At 73.7% G+C, this 22,225-nt stretch carries 13 protein-coding genes; 6 read left to right on the forward strand and 7 right to left on the reverse strand.

Annotation, left to right across the window (positions count from 1 at the left end):
* Nucleotides 1-121: 121 nt before the first annotated feature.
* The 5 genes from ACIPXM_RS05840 to fxsT all read left to right on the forward strand — a co-directional run bounded on the left by ACIPXM_RS05840 (nucleotide 122) and on the right by fxsT (nucleotide 9,241).
* On the forward strand, nucleotides 122-1,129 hold the full coding sequence (locus ACIPXM_RS05840) for an AAA family ATPase (RefSeq protein ID WP_401652293.1): 1,008 nt from the start codon (nucleotides 122-124) through the stop codon (nucleotides 1,127-1,129).
* A 7-nt stretch (nucleotides 1,130-1,136) separates the two neighbouring features.
* Nucleotides 1,137-4,373, forward strand: a complete 3,237-nt coding sequence (locus ACIPXM_RS05845) for an SAV_2336 N-terminal domain-related protein (RefSeq protein WP_401652295.1) — start codon at nucleotides 1,137-1,139, stop codon at nucleotides 4,371-4,373.
* A gap of 178 nt (nucleotides 4,374-4,551) precedes the next feature.
* Complete coding sequence (locus ACIPXM_RS05850) at nucleotides 4,552-4,746, forward strand: hypothetical protein (protein ID WP_401652297.1); 195 nt, start codon at nucleotides 4,552-4,554, stop codon at nucleotides 4,744-4,746.
* A gap of 120 nt (nucleotides 4,747-4,866) precedes the next feature.
* The gene (locus tag ACIPXM_RS05855; protein ID WP_401652299.1) at nucleotides 4,867-6,162 is read left to right on the forward strand and encodes an aKG-HExxH-type peptide beta-hydroxylase; all 1,296 of its coding nucleotides are present in this window, start codon (nucleotides 4,867-4,869) and stop codon (nucleotides 6,160-6,162) included.
* A 61-nt stretch (nucleotides 6,163-6,223) separates the two neighbouring features.
* Complete coding sequence (fxsT, locus tag ACIPXM_RS05860) at nucleotides 6,224-9,241, forward strand: FxSxx-COOH system tetratricopeptide repeat protein (protein ID WP_401652301.1); 3,018 nt, start codon at nucleotides 6,224-6,226, stop codon at nucleotides 9,239-9,241.
* Between the two features lie 121 nt (nucleotides 9,242-9,362).
* Here the strand turns inward: fxsT and ACIPXM_RS05865 are convergent, their stop codons facing one another.
* From ACIPXM_RS05865 to ACIPXM_RS05890, 6 genes are all read right to left on the reverse strand, one after another.
* The gene (locus tag ACIPXM_RS05865; protein ID WP_401652303.1) at nucleotides 9,363-13,172 is read right to left on the reverse strand and encodes a multifunctional oxoglutarate decarboxylase/oxoglutarate dehydrogenase thiamine pyrophosphate-binding subunit/dihydrolipoyllysine-residue succinyltransferase subunit; all 3,810 of its coding nucleotides are present in this window, start codon (nucleotides 13,170-13,172) and stop codon (nucleotides 9,363-9,365) included.
* Nucleotides 13,173-13,463: 291 nt separating this feature from the next.
* Nucleotides 13,464-14,504, reverse strand: a complete 1,041-nt coding sequence (locus ACIPXM_RS05870) for an ATP-binding protein (protein ID WP_401652305.1) — start codon at nucleotides 14,502-14,504, stop codon at nucleotides 13,464-13,466.
* A gap of 47 nt (nucleotides 14,505-14,551) precedes the next feature.
* Nucleotides 14,552-15,286, reverse strand: a complete 735-nt coding sequence (locus ACIPXM_RS05875) for a response regulator transcription factor (RefSeq protein ID WP_401652306.1) — start codon at nucleotides 15,284-15,286, stop codon at nucleotides 14,552-14,554.
* A gap of 474 nt (nucleotides 15,287-15,760) precedes the next feature.
* Nucleotides 15,761-16,954 (reverse strand): 5'/3'-nucleotidase SurE, encoded by a 1,194-nt coding sequence (surE, locus tag ACIPXM_RS05880; RefSeq protein ID WP_401652308.1) that lies wholly within the window; start codon nucleotides 16,952-16,954, stop codon nucleotides 15,761-15,763.
* A 386-nt stretch (nucleotides 16,955-17,340) separates the two neighbouring features.
* Nucleotides 17,341-19,110 (reverse strand): glycoside hydrolase family 3 protein, encoded by a 1,770-nt coding sequence (locus tag ACIPXM_RS05885; RefSeq protein WP_401652310.1) that lies wholly within the window; start codon nucleotides 19,108-19,110, stop codon nucleotides 17,341-17,343.
* A gap of 21 nt (nucleotides 19,111-19,131) precedes the next feature.
* Nucleotides 19,132-20,457, reverse strand: coding sequence for an MFS transporter (locus tag ACIPXM_RS05890; RefSeq protein ID WP_401652312.1), 1,326 nt, complete (start codon nucleotides 20,455-20,457; stop codon nucleotides 19,132-19,134).
* A 210-nt stretch (nucleotides 20,458-20,667) separates the two neighbouring features.
* Here ACIPXM_RS05890 and ACIPXM_RS05895 point away from each other — a divergent pair, with 210 nt between their 5' ends.
* The gene (locus tag ACIPXM_RS05895; RefSeq protein ID WP_401652314.1) at nucleotides 20,668-21,312 is read left to right on the forward strand and encodes a TetR/AcrR family transcriptional regulator; all 645 of its coding nucleotides are present in this window, start codon (nucleotides 20,668-20,670) and stop codon (nucleotides 21,310-21,312) included.
* Nucleotides 21,313-21,346: 34 nt separating this feature from the next.
* Here the strand turns inward: ACIPXM_RS05895 and ACIPXM_RS05900 are convergent, their stop codons facing one another.
* Nucleotides 21,347-22,201, reverse strand: coding sequence for an XRE family transcriptional regulator (locus tag ACIPXM_RS05900; protein WP_401652316.1), 855 nt, complete (start codon nucleotides 22,199-22,201; stop codon nucleotides 21,347-21,349).
* Between the last annotated feature and the right edge of the window lie 24 nt (nucleotides 22,202-22,225).

Raw genomic sequence — 22,225 nt, forward strand, 5'->3', positions numbered from 1 at the left:
CCGTGTGCTTCGATCCCTCAACTCCCCCACAACCGGACCGGTTTGAACGTCGGCAGACCGGGTCGCCGGGCGGTACCTTCGACGGGGCCGGCGTTGCCATCACAGCCAGGAGGAGTCAGGCGTGAACGATTGGCGGATCTACCGTGGGGCCGGCCATCCGCACGACGAGATACGGCGGCTGCCCGCGCCGCCGCCCTGGCGCGACTTCTCCGCCGGGGGCGCCGACGACACCCTGGCCGGGGCCGGCCGGCGGCTCGGGGTGCGGCGGCGGCTGGTGCAGAACCACCACCCGCGGCCCGCCGAGACCGACGCCGTGAACGCCGCGCTCTATCTGCGCAGGCCGCTGCTCGTCACCGGCAACCCCGGCACCGGGAAGTCGACGCTCGCCCACGCCGTCGCCCATGAGCTGGGCCTCGGCCGGGTGCTGCGCTGGCCCATCGTCAGCCGCTCCACCCTCCAGGACGGGCTCTACCGCTACGACGCCATCGGACGGCTCCAGGACGTCCAGCTGGAGCGCGCCCGCGCCGACGCGGACGGCGCCGCCGCGAGTCCGGCCGGGATCGGCTCGTACCTCAGGCTCGGCCCGCTCGGCACCGCGCTGCTGCCCTCCGAACTGCCCCGGGTGCTGCTCATCGACGAGCTCGACAAGAGCGACCTCGACCTGCCCAACGACCTGCTCAACGCCCTGGAGGAGGGCGAGTTCGCGATCCCCGAGCTGGAGCGGCTCGCCGACCGCGAACCGGTGGTGCAGGTGCTCACCGACGACGGGCGCAAGGTCCCGGTGTACGAGGGGCGGATCCGCTGCACCACCTTCCCCTTCATCGTGCTCACCTCCAACGGCGAACGGGACTTCCCGGCCGCCCTGCTGCGTCGCTGCATCCGGCTCGAACTGGAGGCGCCCGGCGAGGAGCAGCTGAACGCGATGATCGAGGCGCACCTCGGCACCGACGCGGCGGCGGCCGAACCCGGGCTCGTCGCCCGCTTCCTGGACCGCGAGCCGGGCGAGGTCATCGCCACCGACCAGCTCCTGAACGCGCTCTACCTGACCCAGCACGCCCCCCGCGCCGAGCGGGTGACCAGGGACCGCATCGCGGACATGCTCATGCAGCCGCTCGATCAGCCGAGGTGATGGCCGGATGCACGAGCTGCATCTGGAAGAGCTCACCCGTCGGCTGCGGGCCGGCGGGCAGGACCCGACCGCCGAGGAGGTCGCGGACGCCGTCTGGCTCGCCCAGTGGCTGCCCCGCGCCGATCCGGCGCCCGCCCGGGGCGCGCCGGGACAGGACGGCGCCGCCGTCCCGGTCCGTGCGCCCGGGGCGCCGCACGCCCCCGAGGACCGTCCGGATCCGGCCAATTCCCCACCCGGCCCGGCGGACCCGCCCACCACGACCGACCCCACGGACCCCACCGGTCCCACCGGTCCCACGGTCACGAGCGGCCGCCCCGGTGAGACCGTCGACCTCCATCTGACCCCGGGCGGCGGTGGCCCGCCCGGCGGCCCCGGCGGTCCGACCGCGCTCCGCGCCGGGAGCGGCGCCGTGCTGCCCGTGCGGGCGCCCGGCGCCAACGCCCTGCCCGGCCTCCTCGGCCTGCAGAAGGCGCTCCGGCCGCTGCGCCACTACCCGGCGGGGCTGCCCGCCAGGCCCGGCGAGGTGCGCCTCGACGAGGAGGCCACCGCCGAGCACAGCGCCGCCTCCGGCATCCTCACCCCCGTGCTCCGCCCCGCCGCCGTCCAGCGGCCCGACATCCAGCTCCTGATGGACACCGGGCCGGCCATGGTCGTCTGGACCCGGATGGTCGAGGAACTGCGGCAGGCGTGCCAGCAGTCCGGCGCCTTCAGGGACGTCCGGGTGCACCGCCTGTACGACAGCGGCGAGGGCCCGCCGCTCGTCACCGCCACCACGGACGCCGACGGCCGCCCCCGGCTGCGGCCCGGCGACCAGCTGCACGATCCCACCGGGCGCCGGCTCACCCTGATCGTCAGCGACTGCGTCGGCCCGCTGTGGCGGCGCGGCGCCGCCCAGCGCCTCATCCACCAGTGGCCCCGGCACTCGCCGCTCGCCCTGGTCCAGCCGCTGCCGCCGCGGCTGTGGCCGCGCACCGCGCTGTCCGTCGAGCCCGGCACCCTGCTGCGGTCCGCGGGCCCCGGCGGGCAGGTCCGCTTCGAACCCGACGAACCGGCCTGGGAACCGGCCGCCGCCGACGTACGGGCGGTGCCGGTGCTCACCCCCACCCCCGAGGCGTTCGCCTCCTGGGCCCGGCTGCTCACCGGGCACGGCGGCGGCACCGTGCACGGCTGGGCGGCCGCCGTCGGGCCGCCCGCCGCCCCGGACACCTCGGCCGCCCCAAGAGCCCCGGGAACCCCCGCCCGGCGGCCCGGCGACGACGAACTCCTGCGCGCCTTCAGGGCCGGGGCCTCCGCCGGGGCGGTCCGGCTCGCCGTCCACCTCGCGGCCGCCCCGCTCGCCCTCCCCGTGATGCAGCTCGTGCAGCGCGCGATGGTCCCCGACACCGGCCCCATGGAGCTGGCCGAGGTGCTCCTCAGCGGCCTTCTGAGGCAACTGCCGGGGCCCACCCCGTACCCCTGCTTCAGCTATCCCGCCGCCGTGCAGCAGCACCTCCTCGGCTCGCTCGACCGGGGCGCCGCCGCGCTCGTCCTCAAGCACTGCTCGGAGTTCGTCGAGCGGCACTTCGGGCAGGGCATGCGCAACTTCCCGGCCCTGGCCGCCGCCCGGCTCGCCGGGCAGGACGGCGAGACCGACACCGTCGAGGGCCCCGGCGGGTCGCCGGGGCCCGGCGAGGACGACGAGTACGCGGCCGGGGTGGCGTCCGAGCTGTTCGCCCGCATCCCCGCGCGCGTGCTCCGCTTCTACCAGCCCGACCTGGTCACCCCCGAACCCCTCGACGCCGCCCGCCGCCTGTTCGACCGCTGGCGCGACCAGTCCGACCCGGCGCTGCTCGACACCGCACGGGCCCTGGTGGAACCCCTGCTCACCGGCGCGAGCGGCGAGCCGCCCGACCGCCCCGAGGGCCTGGCCGTCGCCCGGCTGCTGCTCGGCCGGGTGCTGTACGCGCAGGCCGGGACCGCCGCCGTACGCGACCGGGGCGAGCGCCGGGAGCTCCTGGAGCGGGCGGTGGCCGAGCTGACCCTGGCCGCCGGACTCGCCCCGCCCGGCGGCCCCGACCGGGCCGACGCCCGCCTCGAACTCGCCGCCGCCCAGCACGCCCTGTGGCGGCAGACCGGCGAACCGGGACGGCTCGACGCGGCCCTCGCGGCCCTCACCGACGACCCCAGGACGGCCGCCGGGAGCGGGTCCGGGGCCGCGGCCGACGGCGATGCCGCATGGCCCGAGAGCCACCGGCACGCCCGGCGCGTGCGGCGCGGCCGGCTGCTGCTCGCGCGCGGCGACGGGGCCGCCGCGGCCGAGGAGTTCACCGCCGCCCTCGCGCTGCGGGCCACCGCGCCCGTGCTGCTCGACCTCGCCGACGCCCGGCACCTCGCCGCCGCGCCCGCCGCGTCGGTCGCCGACGCCCTCGACCGGGCCGCCCCGCTGCTCGGCGAGTCCGACGCGCTCCGGCTGCGCTGGACCACCGCGCGGGCCCGGCTGTACGAGTCCACCGGTGACGGACCGGCCGCCGACGAGGCGTACGAGAGCGCCACCCTGCTCACCCCCGCCGACGGCGAACAGCGCGGCCGGATCCTGCTGACCTGGGGCGAGTCGCTGCTGCGGCGCGCCGCCACCGGCACCGGCTCGGCGCCCGTCGACCGCGCCGAGTCCGTGCTGCGCGAGGCCCTGACCTGTCTGCCCGCCGACTCGGCGGCGCGCGCCCGGGCCGTCGTGCTGATCGGCAGCGTGCTCGCGCTGCGCTTCGACCGGGTGGGCTTCCTGCCCGACCTGTTCGAGAGCCGCCACCTCCTGGAACAGGCGGTGCGCGCCGCCCGCGAACCGGCGGCCCGGGCCGAGGTGTGGCTGCAACTCGGCTGGGTGCGGGTCCGGTTGAGCGAGTCCGGCCGGGACGGGCGGCTCACCGACGCGCTCGCCGCCTACCGCTCGGCGGCCGACGACGCCCGCAGGTCATGCGGCGAGCACCCCGGCACGGTCACCCTGGCCAGGGCCCTGCACGGACAGGGCGCGGTGCTGCTGCTGCTCGACCGGCCCGCCGGGGCCAAGGCGGTGCTTCAGGCCGCCGCCGAGCAGTGGCGGCGGCTCGACGGCGCGCTCGTCGCCGTGGACTGGCCGGACGTCGACCGGACCCGGGTGCTGCTCGCCGAACTGGCCGACCCGGCCCGCCCGGTGGCCGACCGGAACACGGCGGAGGGCCGCGGCCGGATCGCACCGCCCTGGTGGGCCTGGCGGGACTCGCCCTCGTGACGGGCGGAACCGGAACCGGCGGCCGGACCGGCCGCCGGGCGGCTTGACAGGACGGCTGGATAACGGGGGCGCACATGGGCGGAGTTGAGTCGAACGGGTTTCCGGGTTTGCACCGTCGGGAAGAACCGCTGCGCCGCTACGACCGTGGGGGACAAGGGCCGGTGAGGAGGAGCCGAGGGTGTTGCAGCACATGGAGTGGGTGGCCGGCGCCGACAGGACCGACGGGCGGCCCCGGCCCCTGCCGGATCTCACCGGCGTGGACCTGCGGACCTTGCGCTTCATGGACGATCCCGAGCTCTCGGCGGCGGTCGAGCGGGTGCTGTGGCGTACGGGGGACCTGGCCGATTCGTGGATGGAGGACCGGGCCGCCTGACCGTCGGCGGCCCGGCCCGCCCGGCCGTTCGTTTCCGGCCAGATGCCCGTCCGCCGCCGGACCGGCCCCACGGAGCGGCCCTGCCGCCGGAGGGGCCCGACGGCCCGGGGGGAGGCGCGAGTGAACACCCCGCCGCCGTCGTACCCGGGCGGGCTCACCGCCGACGCCTTCGCCCGGCTCGCCAGGACCAGCCCCGACCCGGCCGGGCTCGCCCTGCTCGACACCGCCCTGCACACCCGCCGGCTGCTGCTCCTCAAGGCGCTCCTGGTCCGGGTCCAGCGGCAGCGCGCGGACGTCGACCCCGGCGTACTCGACCGCTTCCGCCGCTCCTGGGAACTGCTCGAACAGGCCGAGCACCACCGCCCCGACGTGGTCAGGGACCTGCTCGTCTACCCGTCGACCGGCGTCTGGCTCGCCGCCGCGCTCGCCGCGCCCGCCGGACCCGCGCTCGACCGGCTGCTCGCCCGGCTCGACGCCCTCGCGCTCACCGCCGCGCTGCGCTCCGGCGGCCCGCTCGACCTGACCGTGCCGACCCCCGACGGGCTGCTCTCGCTGCCCGGCACCGGACGGCTGCGGACCGGCGCCGCCCGGGTGCGGGCCGTCATGTCCGGCCGGACCGTACGGTTCCACCCGGACGGCGCCGCGCACCCCGCACCCGCCACGCTGATCCTCGCCGACCCGGCGCGCGGCGCCCTGACCGGACACGGGCCCGGCTGGAGCCCGGTGCGCCGACTGCCGCGCGCCGCCGCCCGGCTCGACGACCTCGACCCGTACCGGGTGCCGGCCGGACCCGGCGGCGCCGCCGTCGGCACCCCCGTGGAGCACCCCGACACCGACCACGCCGCCTGGGCCGACCGCTGGCGCGCCGCGCAGGAGCTGCTGCGCCGCACCGACCCCGGCCGGGCCGCCGAGGTCGCCCGCGCGGTCCGGGTCGTCGTCCCGCTGGTCCGGCGCGGCCCCCGGCACCTCGGCGCCACCCTGAGCGCCGCCCCCGGCGCCGTACTGACCTCACTGCCCGCCGAGGGCCAGGGCATGACCGAGACCCTGGTGCACGAACTGCACCACAGCAAACTCGCCACCCTGCACGAACTCGTACCGCTGTACGGGCCCCGCGGGGACGCCGTGCACCGGGTCGGCTGGCGGCCCGATCCGCGGCCCGTCGCCGGGGTGCTGCACGGCGCCTACGCGCATCTCGCGCTCGCCGACCTGTGGCGCAGGGCCGCCACCGCCGACGGGGTGCCCGGATCCTGGCGGTCCGGGGCCGGGCAGCAGTTCGACGACATCCACGATCAGGTGGGCGAGGCCCTGGCGATCCTGCTTGAATCCGATGAACTGACCGCAGAGGGAGGGGAGTTCACGCACCAAATGCGGCAGCACCATGCGAGCCTCGGCGCGACACCCCTCGCCGCTGGGTAACACTGTGCTCACGGCACATCACACGACGTTGCGCGCGGGAGCGGGACGGGAGACACGACAGATGGCGGAACAGCGGTCGGGCGGTGCGGACGGGGCCAGGAGTGCGCCGGAGCACGTCCTCGTGGTCTTCCCCGGCTATCACCGCCCTTGGGCGACCTGGATCAACCAGCGGCTCGACGCCCACGGGGTGCGCGCCAGCCTGCAACGCTGGGACCCGCCCCGCGAGATCCCCCTGGAGGACTCGCTCGGCGACCTGCTGCTGGCCCGCGGCCAGGTGCTGCTCGTCCTCGACGACTGGTTCTTCCAGCTCGGCCCCCGGCAGGCCGGGGAGTGGAACGACGTGCTGCGCGGCTTCGTCGCCGGGCACGCCGAGCGCTTCGCCGCCGTCAACCTCACCAACCGCACCCTGCTCCCGGCCACCGCCGTCCTCGAACCCGTCAGCCTCTGGGGCGTCGGCGAGGAGGAGGCCGAGGTCCGGCTGCTCAGCAGGCTCGGCATCGAACCGGGCCGCACCACCGGCCGCCGGCTGCCCGCCGGAGCGCTCGTCCGCTTCCCCGACACCCCGCCCGAGATCTGGGGCGAGGTGCCGCGCCGCAACCCGCGCTTCACCGGCCGCGACGACCTCCTCACCGAGCTGCAGGAACGGCTCATGGACGCCGAACGCGGCAGCGCCGCCTGCACCCTGCTCGGCATGTCCGGCATCGGCAAGACCCAGATCGCCGCCGAGTACGCGCACCGCTTCAGCTCCGACTACGACGTCGTGTGGTGGGTCAGCTCCGACGACCGCAACGTCCAGCGCGACCGGTTCGGCGAGCTCGCCGCCCAGCTCGGCCTCAGCACCGGCAACGAACCCGGCGAACGCATCCGCGCCGTCCGCGAGGCACTGCGCCGCGGCAACCCGCACTCCCGCTGGCTCGTCGTCTTCGACGGCTGGGACGACACCGACGGCGCGGGCGTGATGCTGCCCCAGGGCCCCGGCCACGTCCTCGTCACCTCCCGCAACCGCGGCTGGCTCGAACACACCGACATCCTGGAGGTGCCCGGCTTCGTCCGGGCCGAGTCCACCGGCTATCTGATGCGGCGCGCCCCGCACATCTCCGCCGCCGAGGCCGACGAGGTCGCCGCCGAGTTCGACGACGTGCCGCTGCCCCTCGTGCAGGCCGCCGCCTGGCTCGGCGAGTCCCGCATGGAGGTCTCCGAGTACCTGCGGATGGTCCGCGACGGCCGCATCTCCGCCGTCGACGAGCCGTCCGGCGGCGACGGCATCCCCAATGCCTCGCTGACCTCCTGGGCCATACTGATCAACCGGCTCCGCCGCTCCCAGCCGCAGGCCATCGACGTGCTCAGCCTGTGCGCCTCCTTCGCGCCGGGACGCATCCCGCTCGGCGTGGTCCGCGCCTACCCGCAGGCCGAACTCCCCGAGGACCTGCGCTGGATGGTCACCGACCTGGCCGCCTGGTCCCGTGCCCTGGACACCCTGGTCAACTACTCGGTGCTCAGCCGCGAGGCCCGCGGCCCGGTGGCCGGCGGCGAACTCGGGCCGCACCAGGAGTCCGTGCACATGCACCGGCTCGTCCACGACATCGTCTCCCGGCTCACCGACGGCGAACACCGCGCATCGCACCGCAAGGCCGTCCGCACCCTGCTCGCCGAGGCCGACCCCGGCAACCCGCTGGACAGCCGCAACTGGCCCCGGTACGCCGAACTCCTCCCGCACCTCGAACCCTCCGGCGCGCTCGCCAGCCGCAACCCCCGGGTGCAGACCGCCGTCCTCAACTGCCTGCGCTACTGCTTCCGCAGCGGCGAGTTCAAGGCGGGCGTCCGGCTCTCCGAACGGATCAGGGAACAGTGGTCCGGCTTCATGGACCCGGTCAGCCCCGAGATGCAGGAGCTCACCAACCAGGAGAGCAACATCCTGCGCCGCTACGGCCGCTTCCGGGACGCCTACCAGCTCGACCTGGCGCTGCGCGCCCGGCTCGACGAGGCCCCCACCCCCGACCCGCTCGGCGCGCTCCGCTCCGCCGTCTCCATCGCCAGCGACCTGCGCTACCTCGGTCAGTACCACGAGTCCGAGCGGATGCAGCGCGACGTCCTCACCGAGGCCCAACGGCTGCTCGGCGAGAACGAGTTCCTCACCCTGGTCGCCGGGAACAACCTCGGCATCTCGCTGCGGCTGCTCGGCCGCTTCAAGGAGGCGTACGACCAGGACGTCGCCTCCCTCGCCCGCGCCGAGGCCGTCCTCGGCGCGCTCCACTCGCAGACCCTCACCATCAGCAACAACCTCGCCCACGACCTGCGGCTGCTCGGCAACTACCGCGAGGCACTGGCCCGGCAGGAGGCCAGCGTCCGGGTCCACGTCCGGATCCTCGGCGCCCAGCACCTGCAGACCCTGTACGCCCGCACCCAGCTGGCGCTCTGCCGCCGCCGCGAGGGCGGCTTCCAGCAGGACCTCGGCGCCACCATGGCCAGCCTGCTCGACCAGCTGGAGCAGGTGCACGGCCGCACCCACTACGTGACGCTGTCGTCGATCAACAACTACGCCAACTACCTGCGCGAGCACGGCGACCTCGACCACGCCCGCGAGCTCAGCCACGAGGCCGAGGCGGGCTACCGCGCCCTGCTCGGTCCCGCCCACCCGGTCGCCACCGGCGTCCTCGCCAACACCGCGCTCGTCCTCCAGGCGTCCGGCGAACGCTCCGACGCCCTCGCCATCACCGAGGCCGCGCTCGCCGGACTCACCGCCTCGCTCGGCTCCGACCACCCGTGGGTGCTCGGCTGCGCCCTCAACGCCAGCGCCGCCCGCAACTTCAACGGCCGGGTGCACGACGCCGCCGAGCTCAGCCGGGACACCCTGCGCCGGGCCCGGCACACCCTCGGCAACGACCACCCGCTGACCCTGTCCTGCCAGGTCGCCCTCGCCACCGACCTGCGCGGCCTGCGGGAGAACGAGGAGGCGGGCAAGCTGGAGGAGGACGCCCTGCTCACCCTCACCCGCAGCCTGGGCGCCCAGCACCCGCACACCCTCTCGGCCCGCCAGCGCAACCGCCCGTACTGGGACTTCGAGGCCAACCTGGGCTGAGGCCCAGTACCGGAGCCGCCGGAGGCCGCAGGCCCGTACCGCACACGCCGGAGGCCGTACACGCCGGAGGCCCGGCACCCCCTCAAGGGTGCCGGGCCTCCGGCGCTACGGTCGGCGACGACTACGCGTCGAAGACCTCCGCGACCAGCTGCGCCTGCTCCGCCTGGTGGCGCTTGGCCGAGCCGACCGCCGGGGAGGAGGAGTGCGGGCGGGAGATCCGGCGCAGGCGCTCGCCCGCCGGGATGTCCGCGCCGACCGCCAGGTCCAGGTGGTCGATCAGGTTGAGCGCGATGAACGGCCAGGCACCCTGGTTCGCCGGCTCCTCCTGGGCCCAGATGTACTTCGCCGCGTTCGGGAACTTGGCGATCTCGGCCTGCAGCTCGGCACCCGGCAGCGGGTACAGCCGCTCCACGCGGATGATCGCGGTCTCCGTGTCGCCGCGCTTGACCCGCTCGGCCTCCAGGTCGTAGTAGACCTTGCCCGCGCAGAAGACGACCTTGCGGACGTCGGCCGGGTTCACGGACGCGTCGCCGATCACCGGACGGAAGCCGCCGGTGGTGAACTCCTCCACCTTCGACGCCGCAGCCTTCAGACGCAGCATCGACTTCGGGGTGAAGACGATCAGCGGCTTGTGGTGCGGGTTGTGGACCTGCCAGCGCAGCAGGTGGAAGTAGTTCGACGGCAGCGTCGGCATGGCGACCGTCATGTTGTCCTGCGCGCACATCTGCAGGAAGCGCTCCGGGCGCGCGGACGAGTGGTCCGGGCCCTGGCCCTCGTAGCCGTGCGGCAGCAGCAGGGTGACGCCGGACGTCTGGCCCCACTTCTGCTCGGCGGAGGAGATGAACTCGTCGACGACGGTCTGCGCGCCGTTGACGAAGTCACCGAACTGCGCCTCCCAGACCACCAGGGACTCCGGGCGGGCCAGCGAGTAGCCGTACTCGAAGCCCATCGCCGCGTACTCGCTGAGCAGCGAGTCGTAGACGTTGTAGTGGGCCTGCTCGTCGGTCAGGTAGAGCAGCGGGGTGTAGTCCTCGCCGGTCTCCTGGTCCACCAGCACCGCGTGCCGCTGGCCGAAGGTGCCACGGCGCGAGTCCTGGCCGGACAGCCGGACCGTGGTGCCCTCCATCAGCAGCGAGCCGATGGCGAGGGTCTCGCCGAAGCCCCAGTCGATGGTGCCGTCGTCGATCGACGCGGCCCGGCGCTGGAGCTGCGGGAGCAGCCGCGGGTGGACCGTGACCCGGTCCGGGATGTCGACCTGCGACTCGGCGATCCGCTTCACGACCTCCTGGGAGACCGCGGTGGTGACGGCGACCGGGAACATCGGCTGCGCGTCCGGGACCAGGGTCGCGGCCGGGGCGTTGGTGGCCTCGCGGACCTCCGCGAACACCTTCTCCAGCTGGCCCTGGAAGTCCTGGAGCGCCTGCTCCGCCTCTTCCAGGGTGATGTCGCCGCGACCGATCAGCGACTCGGTGTACAGCTTGCGCACCGAGCGCTTCTTGTCGATCAGGTTGTACATCTGCGGGTTGGTGAACTGCGGGTTGTCGCCCTCGTTGTGACCGCGGCGGCGGTAGCAGATGAGGTCGATCACGACGTCCTTGTTGAACGTCTGGCGGAACTCGAAGGCCAGCCGCGCCACCCGGACGCACGCCTCCGGGTCGTCGCCGTTCACGTGGAAGATCGGCGCCTCGATCATGCGGGCCACGTCCGTGGCGTACATGGAGGAACGCGAGGACTCGGGGGCCGCGGTGAAGCCGACCTGGTTGTTGATGACCAGGTGGACGGTGCCGCCGGTGCGGTAGCCGCGCAGCTGCGACATGTTCAGGGTCTCGGCCACCACGCCCTGGCCCGCGAAGGCCGCGTCGCCGTGCAGCGCGATCGGCAGGACGGTGAAGTCCGTGCCGCCCTTGTTGATGACGTCCTGCTTGGCGCGGACGACACCCTCCAGGACCGGGTCGACCGCCTCCAGGTGCGAGGGGTTGGCGACCAGCGAGACCTTGATCTGCTCGCCGTCGAGACCGGTGAAGGTGCCCTCGGCGCCCAGGTGGTACTTCACGTCGCCGGAGCCGTGCATCGACTTCGGGTCGAGGTTGCCCTCGAACTCGCGGAAGATCTGCGCGTACGACTTGCCGACGATGTTCGCGAGCACGTTCAGCCGGCCGCGGTGGGCCATGCCGATGACGACCTCGTCGAGGCGCGACTCGGCGGCCGAGTCGATGACCGCGTCGAGCAGCGGGATGACGGACTCGCCGCCCTCCAGGGAGAACCGCTTCTGGCCGACGTACTTGGTCTGCAGGAAGGTCTCGAACGCCTCGGCCGAGTTCAGCCTGCGCAGGATGCGCAGCTGCTCCTCGCGCTCCACGCGGGCGTGCGGGCGCTCCACGCGGTCCTGGATCCACTTGCGCTGCTTCGGGTCCTGGATGTGCATGAACTCGATGCCGGTGGTGCGGCAGTACGAGTCGCGGAGCACGCCGAGGATGTCGCGGAGCTTCATCATCGACTTGCCGGCGAAGCCGCCGACCGCGAACTCGCGCTCCAGGTCCCACAGGGTGAGGCCGTGCTCGGTGATGTCCAGGTCGGGGTGCTTGCGCTGCTTGTACTCCAGCGGGTCGGTGTCGGCCATGACGTGGCCGCGCACCCGGTAGGAGTGGATCAGCTCGAAGACCCGGGCGGCCTTGGTGACGTCGTCGTCGTGGCTGGCGTCGATGTCCTTGAGCCAGCGGACCGGCTCGTAGGGGATGCGCAGCGACTTGAAGACGTCGTCGTAGAAGCCGTTCTCGCCGAGCAGGAAGTTGGCGACGATCCGCAGGAACTCGCCGGAGGCCGCGCCCTGGATGACCCGGTGGTCGTAGGTCGAGGTCAGGGTCATGACCTTGGAGATGCCCAGCTTGTTCAGGGTGTCCTGGGAGGTGCCCTGGAACTCGGCCGGGTAGTCCATGGAGCCGACGCCCATGATGACCGACTGGCCGGGCATCAGCCGCGGCACGGAGTGCACGGTGCCGAGGCCGCCGGGGTTGGTCAGGGAGACCGTGACGCCGGTGAAGTCGTCCATCGACAGCTTGCCCACCCGGGCCCGCTTGACGATGTCCTCGTACGCCTGCCAGAACTCGAAGAAGTTGAGCGTCTCGGCCTTCTTGATGCCGGCGACGACGAGCTGGCGGTCGCCGTTGGGCTTCACCAGGTCGATGGCGAGACCGAAGTTCACGTGCTCCGGCTTGACCAGGGTCGGCTTGCCGTCCTTCTCCGCGAAGGAGTAGTTCATCGACGGCATGGCCTTGATCGCCTGCACCATGGCGTAGCCGATGAGGTGGGTGAAGGAGATCTTCCCGCCCCGGGCGCGCTTCAGGTGGTTGTTGATCACGATCCGGTTGTCGAAGAGCAGCTTCACCGGGACGGCGCGGACGGACGTGGCCGTCGGCATCTCCAGCGAGGCGTTCATGTTCTTCGCGACGGCGGCGGCGGGGCCGCGCAGGGTGACCAGCTCGGGGCCCGCGGGGGCCTCGGTGGCCTCCTTGGCCTTGACCGGGGCCGGAGCCGCGGCGGCGGGCTTCGCGACGGCCGGGGCCGGGGCGGGCGCCGGAGCGGCGGGGGCCGGCTGCGCGGCGGCGGGCGCCGGGGCCGGAGCGGGGACCACCGCGGGGGCGGCAGGCGCGGCCTGTGCGGGGCCCGCCTGCGTCACGGCCGGCGCGCTCGCGGCCGGTGCGGTGGTGGTCGGCGTGGTGGCGGCCGGGGCGGCGGGGGTCTCCGCGCCACCGGGCTTGTAGTCGGCGAAGAAGTCCCACCAGGCACGGTCGACCGAATTCGGGTCCTGGAGGTACTGCTGGTAGATCTCGTCGACGAGCCACTCATTGGCACCGAAGGCGGCGGCGGGGGACTTGCCCTGCCCGTCTTGGTGGGTCGGGGAGCTCGGGGTACTGGGGGACTGAGACGACACGGCGGCAACCGCCCTCTTCCGCTTCACAAGGTGATGGACAGCGGAAATAAAGGCTACGCCTCCCCGGCCGGGAGGTGCAGGCCGGGCACTCCAACGTCGCGCAAGTCACACTTGACGGGGCGTTTCGCTGCCGTGAATGGCGGGAAACAAGCGGGGTTCGGTGCCTGTGAGGGTACGGAAAAGCACGGCCACGGCCGCCTTCGACCGTACCCCTGACCACGTCACGCGCCTCCGTCGTACGTCTGTCGTACGAGAACACGCAGAACGAGAGCTTCCGGTTCGAACCCTACGTCAATCGCGTGACGGAAGGCTGCCCGGGAGAGTGAGCCGGATCCGGCATCCCCGAGCGGATTCGGCCACACCGATGCGGCCACCGTGCAGATCCACCGCCCAGCGGGCGATCGCCAGACCCAGGCCGGTGCCGCCGTCGCTGCCCGGGCCCTGCTGGGCGGCCCGCACGGCGCCCCGGTTGAACCGTTCGAACACCTTGTGGCGCTCGGCCTCCGGGATGCCGGGGCCCTCGTCCTCGACCTCCAGCTCCACCGCGTCGGGACCCGGGCCGGGCCTGGCCCGTACGGTGACCCGGCCGTGCGGCGGCGAGTGCTTCACCGCGTTGTCGATCAGGTTCGCCATCACCTGGTGCAGCCGTTCCGCGTCCGCGTGCGCGGTCAGCTCCGGCGGCGACACGTCCAGGTGCAGATGGACGTCGGTGCGCCGGTGCAGGCCCGAGGTGGACGACAGGCCGCGCTGCGAGGCGGCGAGGTTGGCCTCCCGCAGGATCCCCGACAGATACGGCCACACCTCGAAACGGGCCCGCCGCAGCGTCACGACACCGTTGTCGAGCCGGGACAGGTCGAGCAGCGTCTCCACCAGGCGTCCCAGCCGCTCGGTCTGCTTCAGCGCGGTGCGCATGGTCTCCGGGTCGGCCTCGGAGACGCCGTCCACGACGTTCTCCAGGAGCGCCCGCAGCGCGGCGATCGGGGTGCGCAGCTCGTGCGAGACGTTGGCGACCAGCTCCTTGCGGTGCCGGTCCACCGACTCCAGGTCGTCCGCCATCCGGTTGATGGTGGAGGCCAGGTCGCCCAGCTCGTCGCGGCGGTCGGCGCCGCGCACCCGGCGGCTGAAGTCGCCGCGCGAGATCGAGCCGGCCACATGGTTCATCTCGTCCAGCGGCGCGGTCAGCGACTGGGCCACGAACTGGGTGATCAGCAGGGTCGCGATCATCGCGAAGATGGTGATGTAGCGGAACTCGGTGGAGGTGCGGATCGCCACCAGGGCGAGACCCGAGGTGATCAGGACCGCGCCGACCACCAGGGCGCCCAGCTTGGTCATGATCGTGATCACTATCCGGTGCCGCTTGGTGGGCGCCCCCCGCCGGTTCACGGCGCCGGGGTCTCCAGCGCGTATCCGACGCCGTGGACGGTACGGATCCGCTCGGCGCCGATCTTCCGGCGCAGCGCCTTGATGTGGCTGTCCACGGTCCGGGTGCCGGAGGCGTCCGCCCAGTCCCACACCTCGGCGAGCAGCTGCTCGCGGGAGAGCACCGCGCGCGGGGTGTTCGCCAGGCAGACCAGCAGGTCGAACTCGGTGGGCGTCAGGTGCACGTCCTCGGCGCGGACCCGGACCCGGCGCTGCGCGTGGTCGATCTCCAGCTCGCCGAGCCGCAGGATCCCGCTGCGCGGGGTGACGGCCGCGAGCGCGGCCCGCTCCACCCGGCGCAGCAGCACGTGCACCCGGGCGGCCAGCTCGCGCATCGAGAACGGCTTGGTCATGTAGTCGTCGGCGCCGACGCCGAGGCCCACCAGCATGTCCGTCTCGTCGTCCCGCGCGGTGAGCATCAGGACCGGGACCGGCCGCTGGGCCTGCACCCGGCGGCACACCTCAAGGCCGTCGAAGCCGGGCAGCATCACGTCGAGGACCATCAGGTCCGGCTGCCACGCCTCGGCGGCGTCCACCGCGGCCGGGCCGTCGGTGGCGGTCTGCACGAGGAAGCCCTCGGCCCGCAACCGGGCGGCGATCGCCTCCACGATGGTGGTGTCGTCCTCCACCACCAGCACCCGGCGCTGGGCTCCCGGAGTCGTCCCACCCTGGTTCGTGGTGTGTGTCTGCTCCATTGCCCCGCCTCGCGTCGCCGATGTCGGTGCAGCAGCCTAGAGGCATCGCAGTCGCCAAGGCTACGCACCCGGCGGGCAGGGCCGGGCACCGGGGCGTGCCCCGTCGGGGACGCCCCGGGCAACCGGGACGTCTTCCGTCCGTACCCCGAGGAATCCGGCATTCCGCAATGACCCTTCGAAATCGCCGGAGCTCCCGACCGGCCGGACGGTACGGCTCCGGCCGGGGTCCCGGCGGGCCGCGCGGAGCGCCAAACCCTCGGCGGGGCAACGGGGTTGGGCGTCCTCGGCGGCCCTCGCCGCGACCCCTCCGGTACGGTCGGGGCGCGGCCTTCCGCCGAGGCCGGGGGCGGTGCCGGGCGGGCCGGCCGGGTCCGTGTGCAGGATCACGGTCCGCGCGGCGGGCAGCGGCCGCCCGCGATGATCTCGTAGTGCGTCACGTCACCACCCCCGGCGGGCCCGGCCGGCCGGACACCGCTACGGGCGCGGGGCCTCCTGGGTGATGTAGCGCTCGATGCCGCGCAGCGCCCGGCGGGCGTCGACCGGGGTGCCGTAGGTGCGGTCCCAGGTGATCGGCGCGACCGTCACATGGCCCTTGTCGAGCAACCAGGTCGAGTCCGCGTCCCGGCGACCCTCGGCGCACTCGCCCTCGCCGCCGCCGTCGAACGGGCAGAGGCCGAGCGCGATGTCGAAGGTGGTGCTGTCGGCCTCCTCATCGGTCCCGCCGGTCCCGCCGGTCCCGCCGGTTCCGGTGCCGCCGGTGCGGGGCTCGAAGGCGTGGTAGACCACCGCGCCGTCGCCGACCCGGGTCCACACCGGGGCCTTCGCCCGCTGCCCCGCGCTCACGTCCGGGTAGTCCACCTTCAGCGCGAAAGCGGCGGTCAGCAGCCCGCGCTCGCGCAGCCCCGCCACCAGCCGGGCACCGAACTCGGCGTTCGCTCGGTAGTTCGCACGCGGGAAGGACGTGTTGCTCGCGTCGCCCGACGACGAGAAGGCGAGCGCCGGGACGCCCTGGTCGATCGCCGCGACGGCGGCCCCGACCGTACCGGAGTCGTTGACGCTCGCCGAGACGTTCGGGCCCGAGTTGATGCCGGTCAGGACCAGGTCGGGGGCCTTCGCCCAGCCGACCTTCGCTCTCAGCCCGCCGCGCAGCGCCAGCTTCACGGTGTCCGCCGGGGTGGCGCTCGGGGCGTCGGGCGCGCACGGGCCGGTGGCCAGACAGACCCCGAACACCGCGCCCCGCGCGGGCGCGCCCGCGCAGTCGCCCTGGTAGCCGTCGGGCAGCGCGGCGGCGGCCCGCCGCTGGACGGTGACCGTGCCGCCGTTGGTGACGGCCGTGCCCTTGCCCGACTGCACCTGCCAGGGCGCCAGCACGACGACGTCCGCCCCGGCCGCGCACATCGCGCGGCGCAGCTCGTACAGGCCGAGGCCGTCGGAGTTGCTCGCCTTGGCGGCGCGCATCGAGTCGTCGTTGGAGATCAGGATCCGCATCCCGGCGAGCGGCGCCCGGTGCGGGTCGGGGCCCGCCGTGCCGGGCCCGGCCGCGTAGGCGGTGGCCCCGGCGGCGACGAGCGCGGCGGTGGCCGTGAGCAGGGCCAGGCCCTTGCGGGTGCGGAGCGGGCGGGTGGCCCGGCCGGACCGGATGGACCGAGTGGACAGAGGCGTACGCATGGCGGTGCGTCCCTTCAGGTTCATGACACATGGGCAGGAAAAACGATCCGGGGCCCTCTCCCCAGGGGGCCCCGGATCGGGGTGCGGGACGGTGTCAGGTCGTCCCGCGGCTTAGGGCGTGTGTCGAAAGTCCCGCCTGCCCGGCGGCGCCCGGCACGCACGCTCGCCGCGTTGTCGGGCTCGCCCCGATACGTCCAGTATCGGGGCGACCCTCCGCCTTGCGATCGCACGCACCGGACACCGCCGGGCCTGCCCTTCGGGCAGCCGGCGCTACTTTCGACACACGCCCTAGGGGGCGGGCCGCGGCGCGGTGGCCGCGGCCCGTACCCGTACGGGTCACGGGAACGTCAGAGCGTCAGGCCGTACCCGTACGGGTAACCGGAACGTCAGAGCGTCAGGCCGTGCCCGTACGGGAAGACCGGGTCTTCTGTGTCGTTCGGCACGTCCGGGCGGCCGGCCTCGACCGCCGCCATCGAGCGCGGCAGCTCGAACGGCAGCCGGCCCTCCGGCTTCGCACGGCCGAAGGCCACGTCGAGCAGCGCCTCGTCGCTCGCCCCGAAGTCGGCGATCAGGGCCGCCGCGTGCTCGGCGATCTCCGGCAGCACCGCCGCCCGCTCCAGGTTCACGCAGACCACCGTCGGCACGGCCGCGAGCAGCGCCAGGATCCGGGTCAGCTCCTCCTCGGGGAACGCGAGCGAACCCGAGTGGAAGAAGGACTCGAAGAGGTTCGGGCGCTCCTCGTACGGGGTGCGCAGCCGCAGCACCGCGAGATCGGCGTCGGCCGGGGTCGCGACGACCTCGCCGTAGCCCGCCGCGACCGTCGCGTCGACGTTCTCCACGTACAGCTTCGGGCGTCCGGCGAGCGGCAGCGGCCCCTTCGTCAGGACGGTCAGCGAACGGCGCTGGGCGGCGGCGCCCTCCGCCGTGAAGTCCGCGCGGCCGACCGTCTCGGCGGCCTCGTCCGGGTCCACGTACCGCCGCTCGTCGAACAGACCGAGGACGAACTTCTCGCGCAGCAGCCGCCGTACCGAGGTGTCGATCCGCTCCTCGGAGACCCGGCCGGAGCGCACCAGCCCGACGATGACCTCGGGGCACTGCTCGCCGCCGAACTGGTCGGCGCCCGCGTCGAGCGCCTTCGCGGTCCGCTCGGCGACGCTCAGGTGCTCCACGCCCCAGGCGCGGGCCTCGTGCGGCTCGCCGAAGATCACCGAGTCGGTGAGCAGGCCCCAGTCGGTGCAGACGATGCCGGTGAAGCCCAGCTGCTCGCGGAGCAGGCCCTGGATGACGCCCTTGTTGAAGCCGAAGCCGACCTCTTCCCAGTCGGTGCCGATCGGCTGGCCGTAGTACGGCATCATCTGCGAGCAGCCGGCCGCGACGGCCGCCTTGAACGGCTCCAGGTGGTGCTCCCGCAGTCCGCCCGGGTAGATCTGCTCCTTGCCGTGCGGGAAGTGCGGGTCCTCACCGTCCTTCTGCGGGCCGCCGCCGGGGAAGTGCTTGACCATGGCGGCCACCGAGTCGTGGCCGAGCTCGGGGCCCTGCAGGCCGCGGATGTACGCCTCGACCAGCTCGGCGGTCAGCTTGGCGTCGGCGCCGAAGGTGCCGGACTGGCGGGACCAGCGCGGCTCGGTGGCCAGGTCGATCTGCGGGTGCAGCGCGGTGCGGAAGCCGACCGCGAGGTACTCGCGGCGCATGATGTCGGCGAAGCGGTGCACCAGCTCGGGGTCGCGGATCGCGGCCAGGCCGGTGGCCTCGGGCCAGGCGGAGAACGCGCCCGCGTTGAAGGAGGCGCCGACGTTGTCGGTGAAGGCGTGCCGCGGGTCGGTGGAGAGCGAGACCGGGATCCCGAGCCGGGTGTTCGCGGCCATCTCCTGGACCGCGTTGTGCCAGCTCGCCATCTCGCGGGCGCCGTAGGTGCCGAGCAGGTTGAAGTGGGTGAGGCCGCGCTCGACGATCAGCTCGGGGGTGGTGAACGGGAGCATCGAGCCGTCGGTCTCGGTGACCGGGGTGCCGTCCGCGTTCATGGTGAGCATGGAGTGGAAGAGCTGGCCGGCCTTCTCCTCCAGGGTCATCCGGCCGAGCAGGTCCTCGACGCGCTCGGCGACGGGCCTGGCCGGGTCCTGGTAGGGGTGCGTGCTGTGCGGGGTGGGGGTCGTCACGGTCTGCCTCACTTCACGGGCTCACTTCACGGAACGGATGAACTGGACGGCGATGGCGCCGAGCGCGCAGGCCACGCCGCCGAAGAGGAACAGGGCGCCGTAGTTGCCGCCGCCGCCGATCGCGAGGATCGCGGGGGCCATGATCGGCACCAGGGACTGGGGGAGGGCGTTGCCGATGTTCAGGACGCCCATGTCCTTCGCGGACTCCTCCGGGTTCGGCAGCACCGCGGCGGCGAGCGCCACGTCGACCGAGAGGTAGAGGCCCTCGCCGAAGCCGAAGACCACCAGCGCGAGAACGAACATCCCGAAGGAGTGGGCGGTGGCGATCAGCGCGAGGCCGACGCCGATGACGAGCGAGGAGGCGAGGACGTACGGCTTGCGGCGGCCGGAGCCGTCGGAGAGCACACCGCCGAGCAGCGAGCCGCAGACCACCGCGACGACCATGGCGACCGTGCCGGTGAAGAGCTTCCCCGACACCTCTTCCTGGCTGAAGCCGAGCCGGTCCATCAGGAAGTAGACCTGGTAGCTGGTGACGCAGGAGATGCCGACGAAGACCAGGAAGCGGCCGGCGAAGTTCCACGCGAAGTCGGGGTGCTCGCGCGGCGAGACCCAGAAGCTGCGCAGGAACTCGCGGAAGCTGTACGGGGCGAAGGCGCCGCGCTTGGCCGGGCGGTCCTTCATCACGGCGGCCAGGGTGAGCACCGAGGCCAGGCCGACCACCGCGGGGACGAGGAAGGCGAGCGCGAGCGACTGGTGGAAGGCGTTGGCGAGGTAGGTGCCGAGGATCATCGCGATCGACGTCATCATCCCGACGACGCCGGAGACCCGGGCCTGCTGGCGCGGCGGCACCAGGTCGGGGATGCAGGAGGTCAGCGAGGCGAGGGCGGCGTTGCAGCCGAGCTGGGCGACCGCCCAGCCGGCCATCAGGACCGGCACGCTGCCGCCGGTGGCGACGATCGCGAGCCCGGCGAGGCCGACCGCCATGCCGCCGACCAGCCAGGGGCGGCGGCGGCCGAAGCGGCTGGTGGTGCGGTCGGAGAGGGCGCCGAAGACCGGGTTGCCGATGAGCGCGAGGACCGCGCCGAGCGAGAGGACCTTGCCGAGGGCGGCGCCGCGGTCGGCCTCCGGGACGATCTGGGCGACCCGCAGGGCGAGGGTGACCATCACCGGGGTGAGCACCGAGACCATCAGGCCGAGCTGGGCGAAGGCCAGTCCGGCGACGAGCTTGCCGGGGGCCTTGCCGGGCCCGGCGGTGGGGGAGCCCGGGGCGCCGGGCGACGGTTCGGATGCGGGGCTGACCTCGTGGGCGGTGCGGGTGACGTCCGCCGGGTCGTGGGTGATGGCCATGAGGGGGGACTCCATCGGTCACGCGGGCCGACGACGGTGTCGGCCTCGGCGCTGCCAGGCTAAACGCGAAAACCGAGTGGGTACTAGGTTTACGGAATGTGTCCTGGATCACGTGACGAAAGGCCCGTACCGGACCGGGACCAAGGCGGTGTCCGGCCGGTCGGGGCGGGAGCCCGGCGCGACCGGCCGGACACCGCCTAAGGTGGCGGCATGCCGGAGAACAAGGTCCCCGCGGTCCGCAAAGGCGCAGGCCGGGGCAGTTACGCGGTCGGTGACGCGCGCCGCCAGAAGATCCTGGACACCGCCGTCGAGCACTTCGGGCGCTGGGGCTTCCACGCCTCCTCGCTGGCCCGGATCGCCCACGACTGCGGCATCACCCAGGGCGGTCTGCTGCACCACTTCCGCAGCAAGGAGGACCTGCTCCTGTCGGTCCTCGCGCAGAGCGAGCAGCACGACGTGGAGCGGCTGTTCGGCCAGGAGCCGGCCTCGTACGCGGCCTATCTGGAGACCCTGGTCGCGCTGATCGAGGACAACACCCGGCGCCCCGGCATCGTGCGCATGTACAACGTGCTGGTCGGCGAGTCCGGCAATGTCGGCCACCCCGCCCACGAGTACTTCAAGGAGCGCTACGCGCGCGTGCTGCGCCACACCGTCACGCTGCTCGAAGCGGCGGCCGGGCGCGGCGAGCTGCGGCCCGGGATCGACTGCCGGGCGGTCGCGCAGGAGCAGCTGGCCGTGATGGACGGGCTGCAGATCCAGTGGGCCCTGGACCCGGAGTCGATGGACATGCCGGAGCGGGTACGGGAGTTCCTGCGGCGGCAGTACGCGGAGCTCCGGGCGGTCGACGGGTCCTGAGCCCCCGGGCCGCGTGCCGCCGCCCGGGCCCGGGTCAGGAGCGCAGCGGCGCCTGGAGCAGCGGGCGGCGCTCGACGAGCGGGGCGCCGGGCGTGAAGGTGAGCAGCATGACCCGGGCGCCGGGCGAGGTCACCGGCTCGGAGACGCAGGTGGCGATCCAGCCGGGGCCGAGGACGGCGTGGTGGATCGGCCGCTCGGAGCCGTCGGGGTACGGCACCGGGGTCGCCGTGAACTCCCGGTAGAGCGGGCCCGCCACCGGGTCCGCGAGGACGTCCCGCTCGATCCCGGCGAGCGCCGTGTTGTCCGGGCGCAGTTCCACCGCGTGCCGCAGCTGCGGCATCACGACGGGCGCCCAGCGGGTCGCCCAGTCGGTGAGGATGGCGGTGCGGGCCTCCGGATCGAGCAGCATCCACCGCATGGTGTTGGCAGGCGGCTCGCACCGGGGGAACAGCGCGCGGAACTCGGCGTTCACCGCGAGCACGTTCCACTCGGCGTCGTTGACGTAGGCCATCACCCCGCTGACGGCCTCCACCACACCCCGCCAGACGCCCGGGAGCGCGAGCCCGGAGTCGCGGTGGAGGGTGTACGGGGGATGCTCGCGGCGGGTCAGCCGCCACAGGATCGCCCAGTCCTGCTCGTTCATCCGCAGCAGCCAGGCGAGTCTGCTCAGCAGCTCACCGGCGGGGTTGGGCATCTGGCCGTTCTCCAGCCGGTTGTACGTGCCCGGTGCCCGGCACAGGAGTTGGTCGAGCTGTTCCTGGCTGACCCCGGCGGCCCGGCGGCCGCGGCCGCTCGGCGCGGGGAACCCGACGGATTGCGGGGCGATGGCCGCACGGCGTTCCTGGAGGAACTCCTTCAGGGCCCTGCGGTCGTGGTCGGCGCGTCGCACGTCGGTTCCTGTCGGGGTGTCGGG

Source organism: Streptomyces sp. NPDC090025 (assembly GCF_044748125.1).
Taxonomy (GTDB): domain Bacteria; phylum Actinomycetota; class Actinomycetes; order Streptomycetales; family Streptomycetaceae; genus Streptomyces.

Excerpts from the sequence above, each read along its gene's own strand:
- ACIPXM_RS05845 (WP_401652295.1), top strand. The coding sequence starts at position 1,137 with ATGCACGAGCTGCATCTGGAAGAGCTCACCCGTCGGCTGCGGGCCGGC.
- ACIPXM_RS05895 (WP_401652314.1), top strand. The coding sequence starts at position 20,668 with ATGCCGGAGAACAAGGTCCCCGCGGTCCGCAAAGGCGCAGGCCGGGGC.
- surE (WP_401652308.1), bottom strand. The coding sequence starts at position 16,954 with ATGCGTACGCCTCTGTCCACTCGGTCCATCCGGTCCGGCCGGGCCACC.
- ACIPXM_RS05875 (WP_401652306.1), bottom strand. The coding sequence starts at position 15,286 with ATGGAGCAGACACACACCACGAACCAGGGTGGGACGACTCCGGGAGCC.
- ACIPXM_RS05870 (WP_401652305.1), bottom strand. The coding sequence starts at position 14,504 with ATGACCAAGCTGGGCGCCCTGGTGGTCGGCGCGGTCCTGATCACCTCG.
- ACIPXM_RS05890 (WP_401652312.1), bottom strand. The coding sequence starts at position 20,457 with ATGGCCATCACCCACGACCCGGCGGACGTCACCCGCACCGCCCACGAG.
- fxsT (WP_401652301.1), top strand. The coding sequence starts at position 6,224 with ATGGCGGAACAGCGGTCGGGCGGTGCGGACGGGGCCAGGAGTGCGCCG.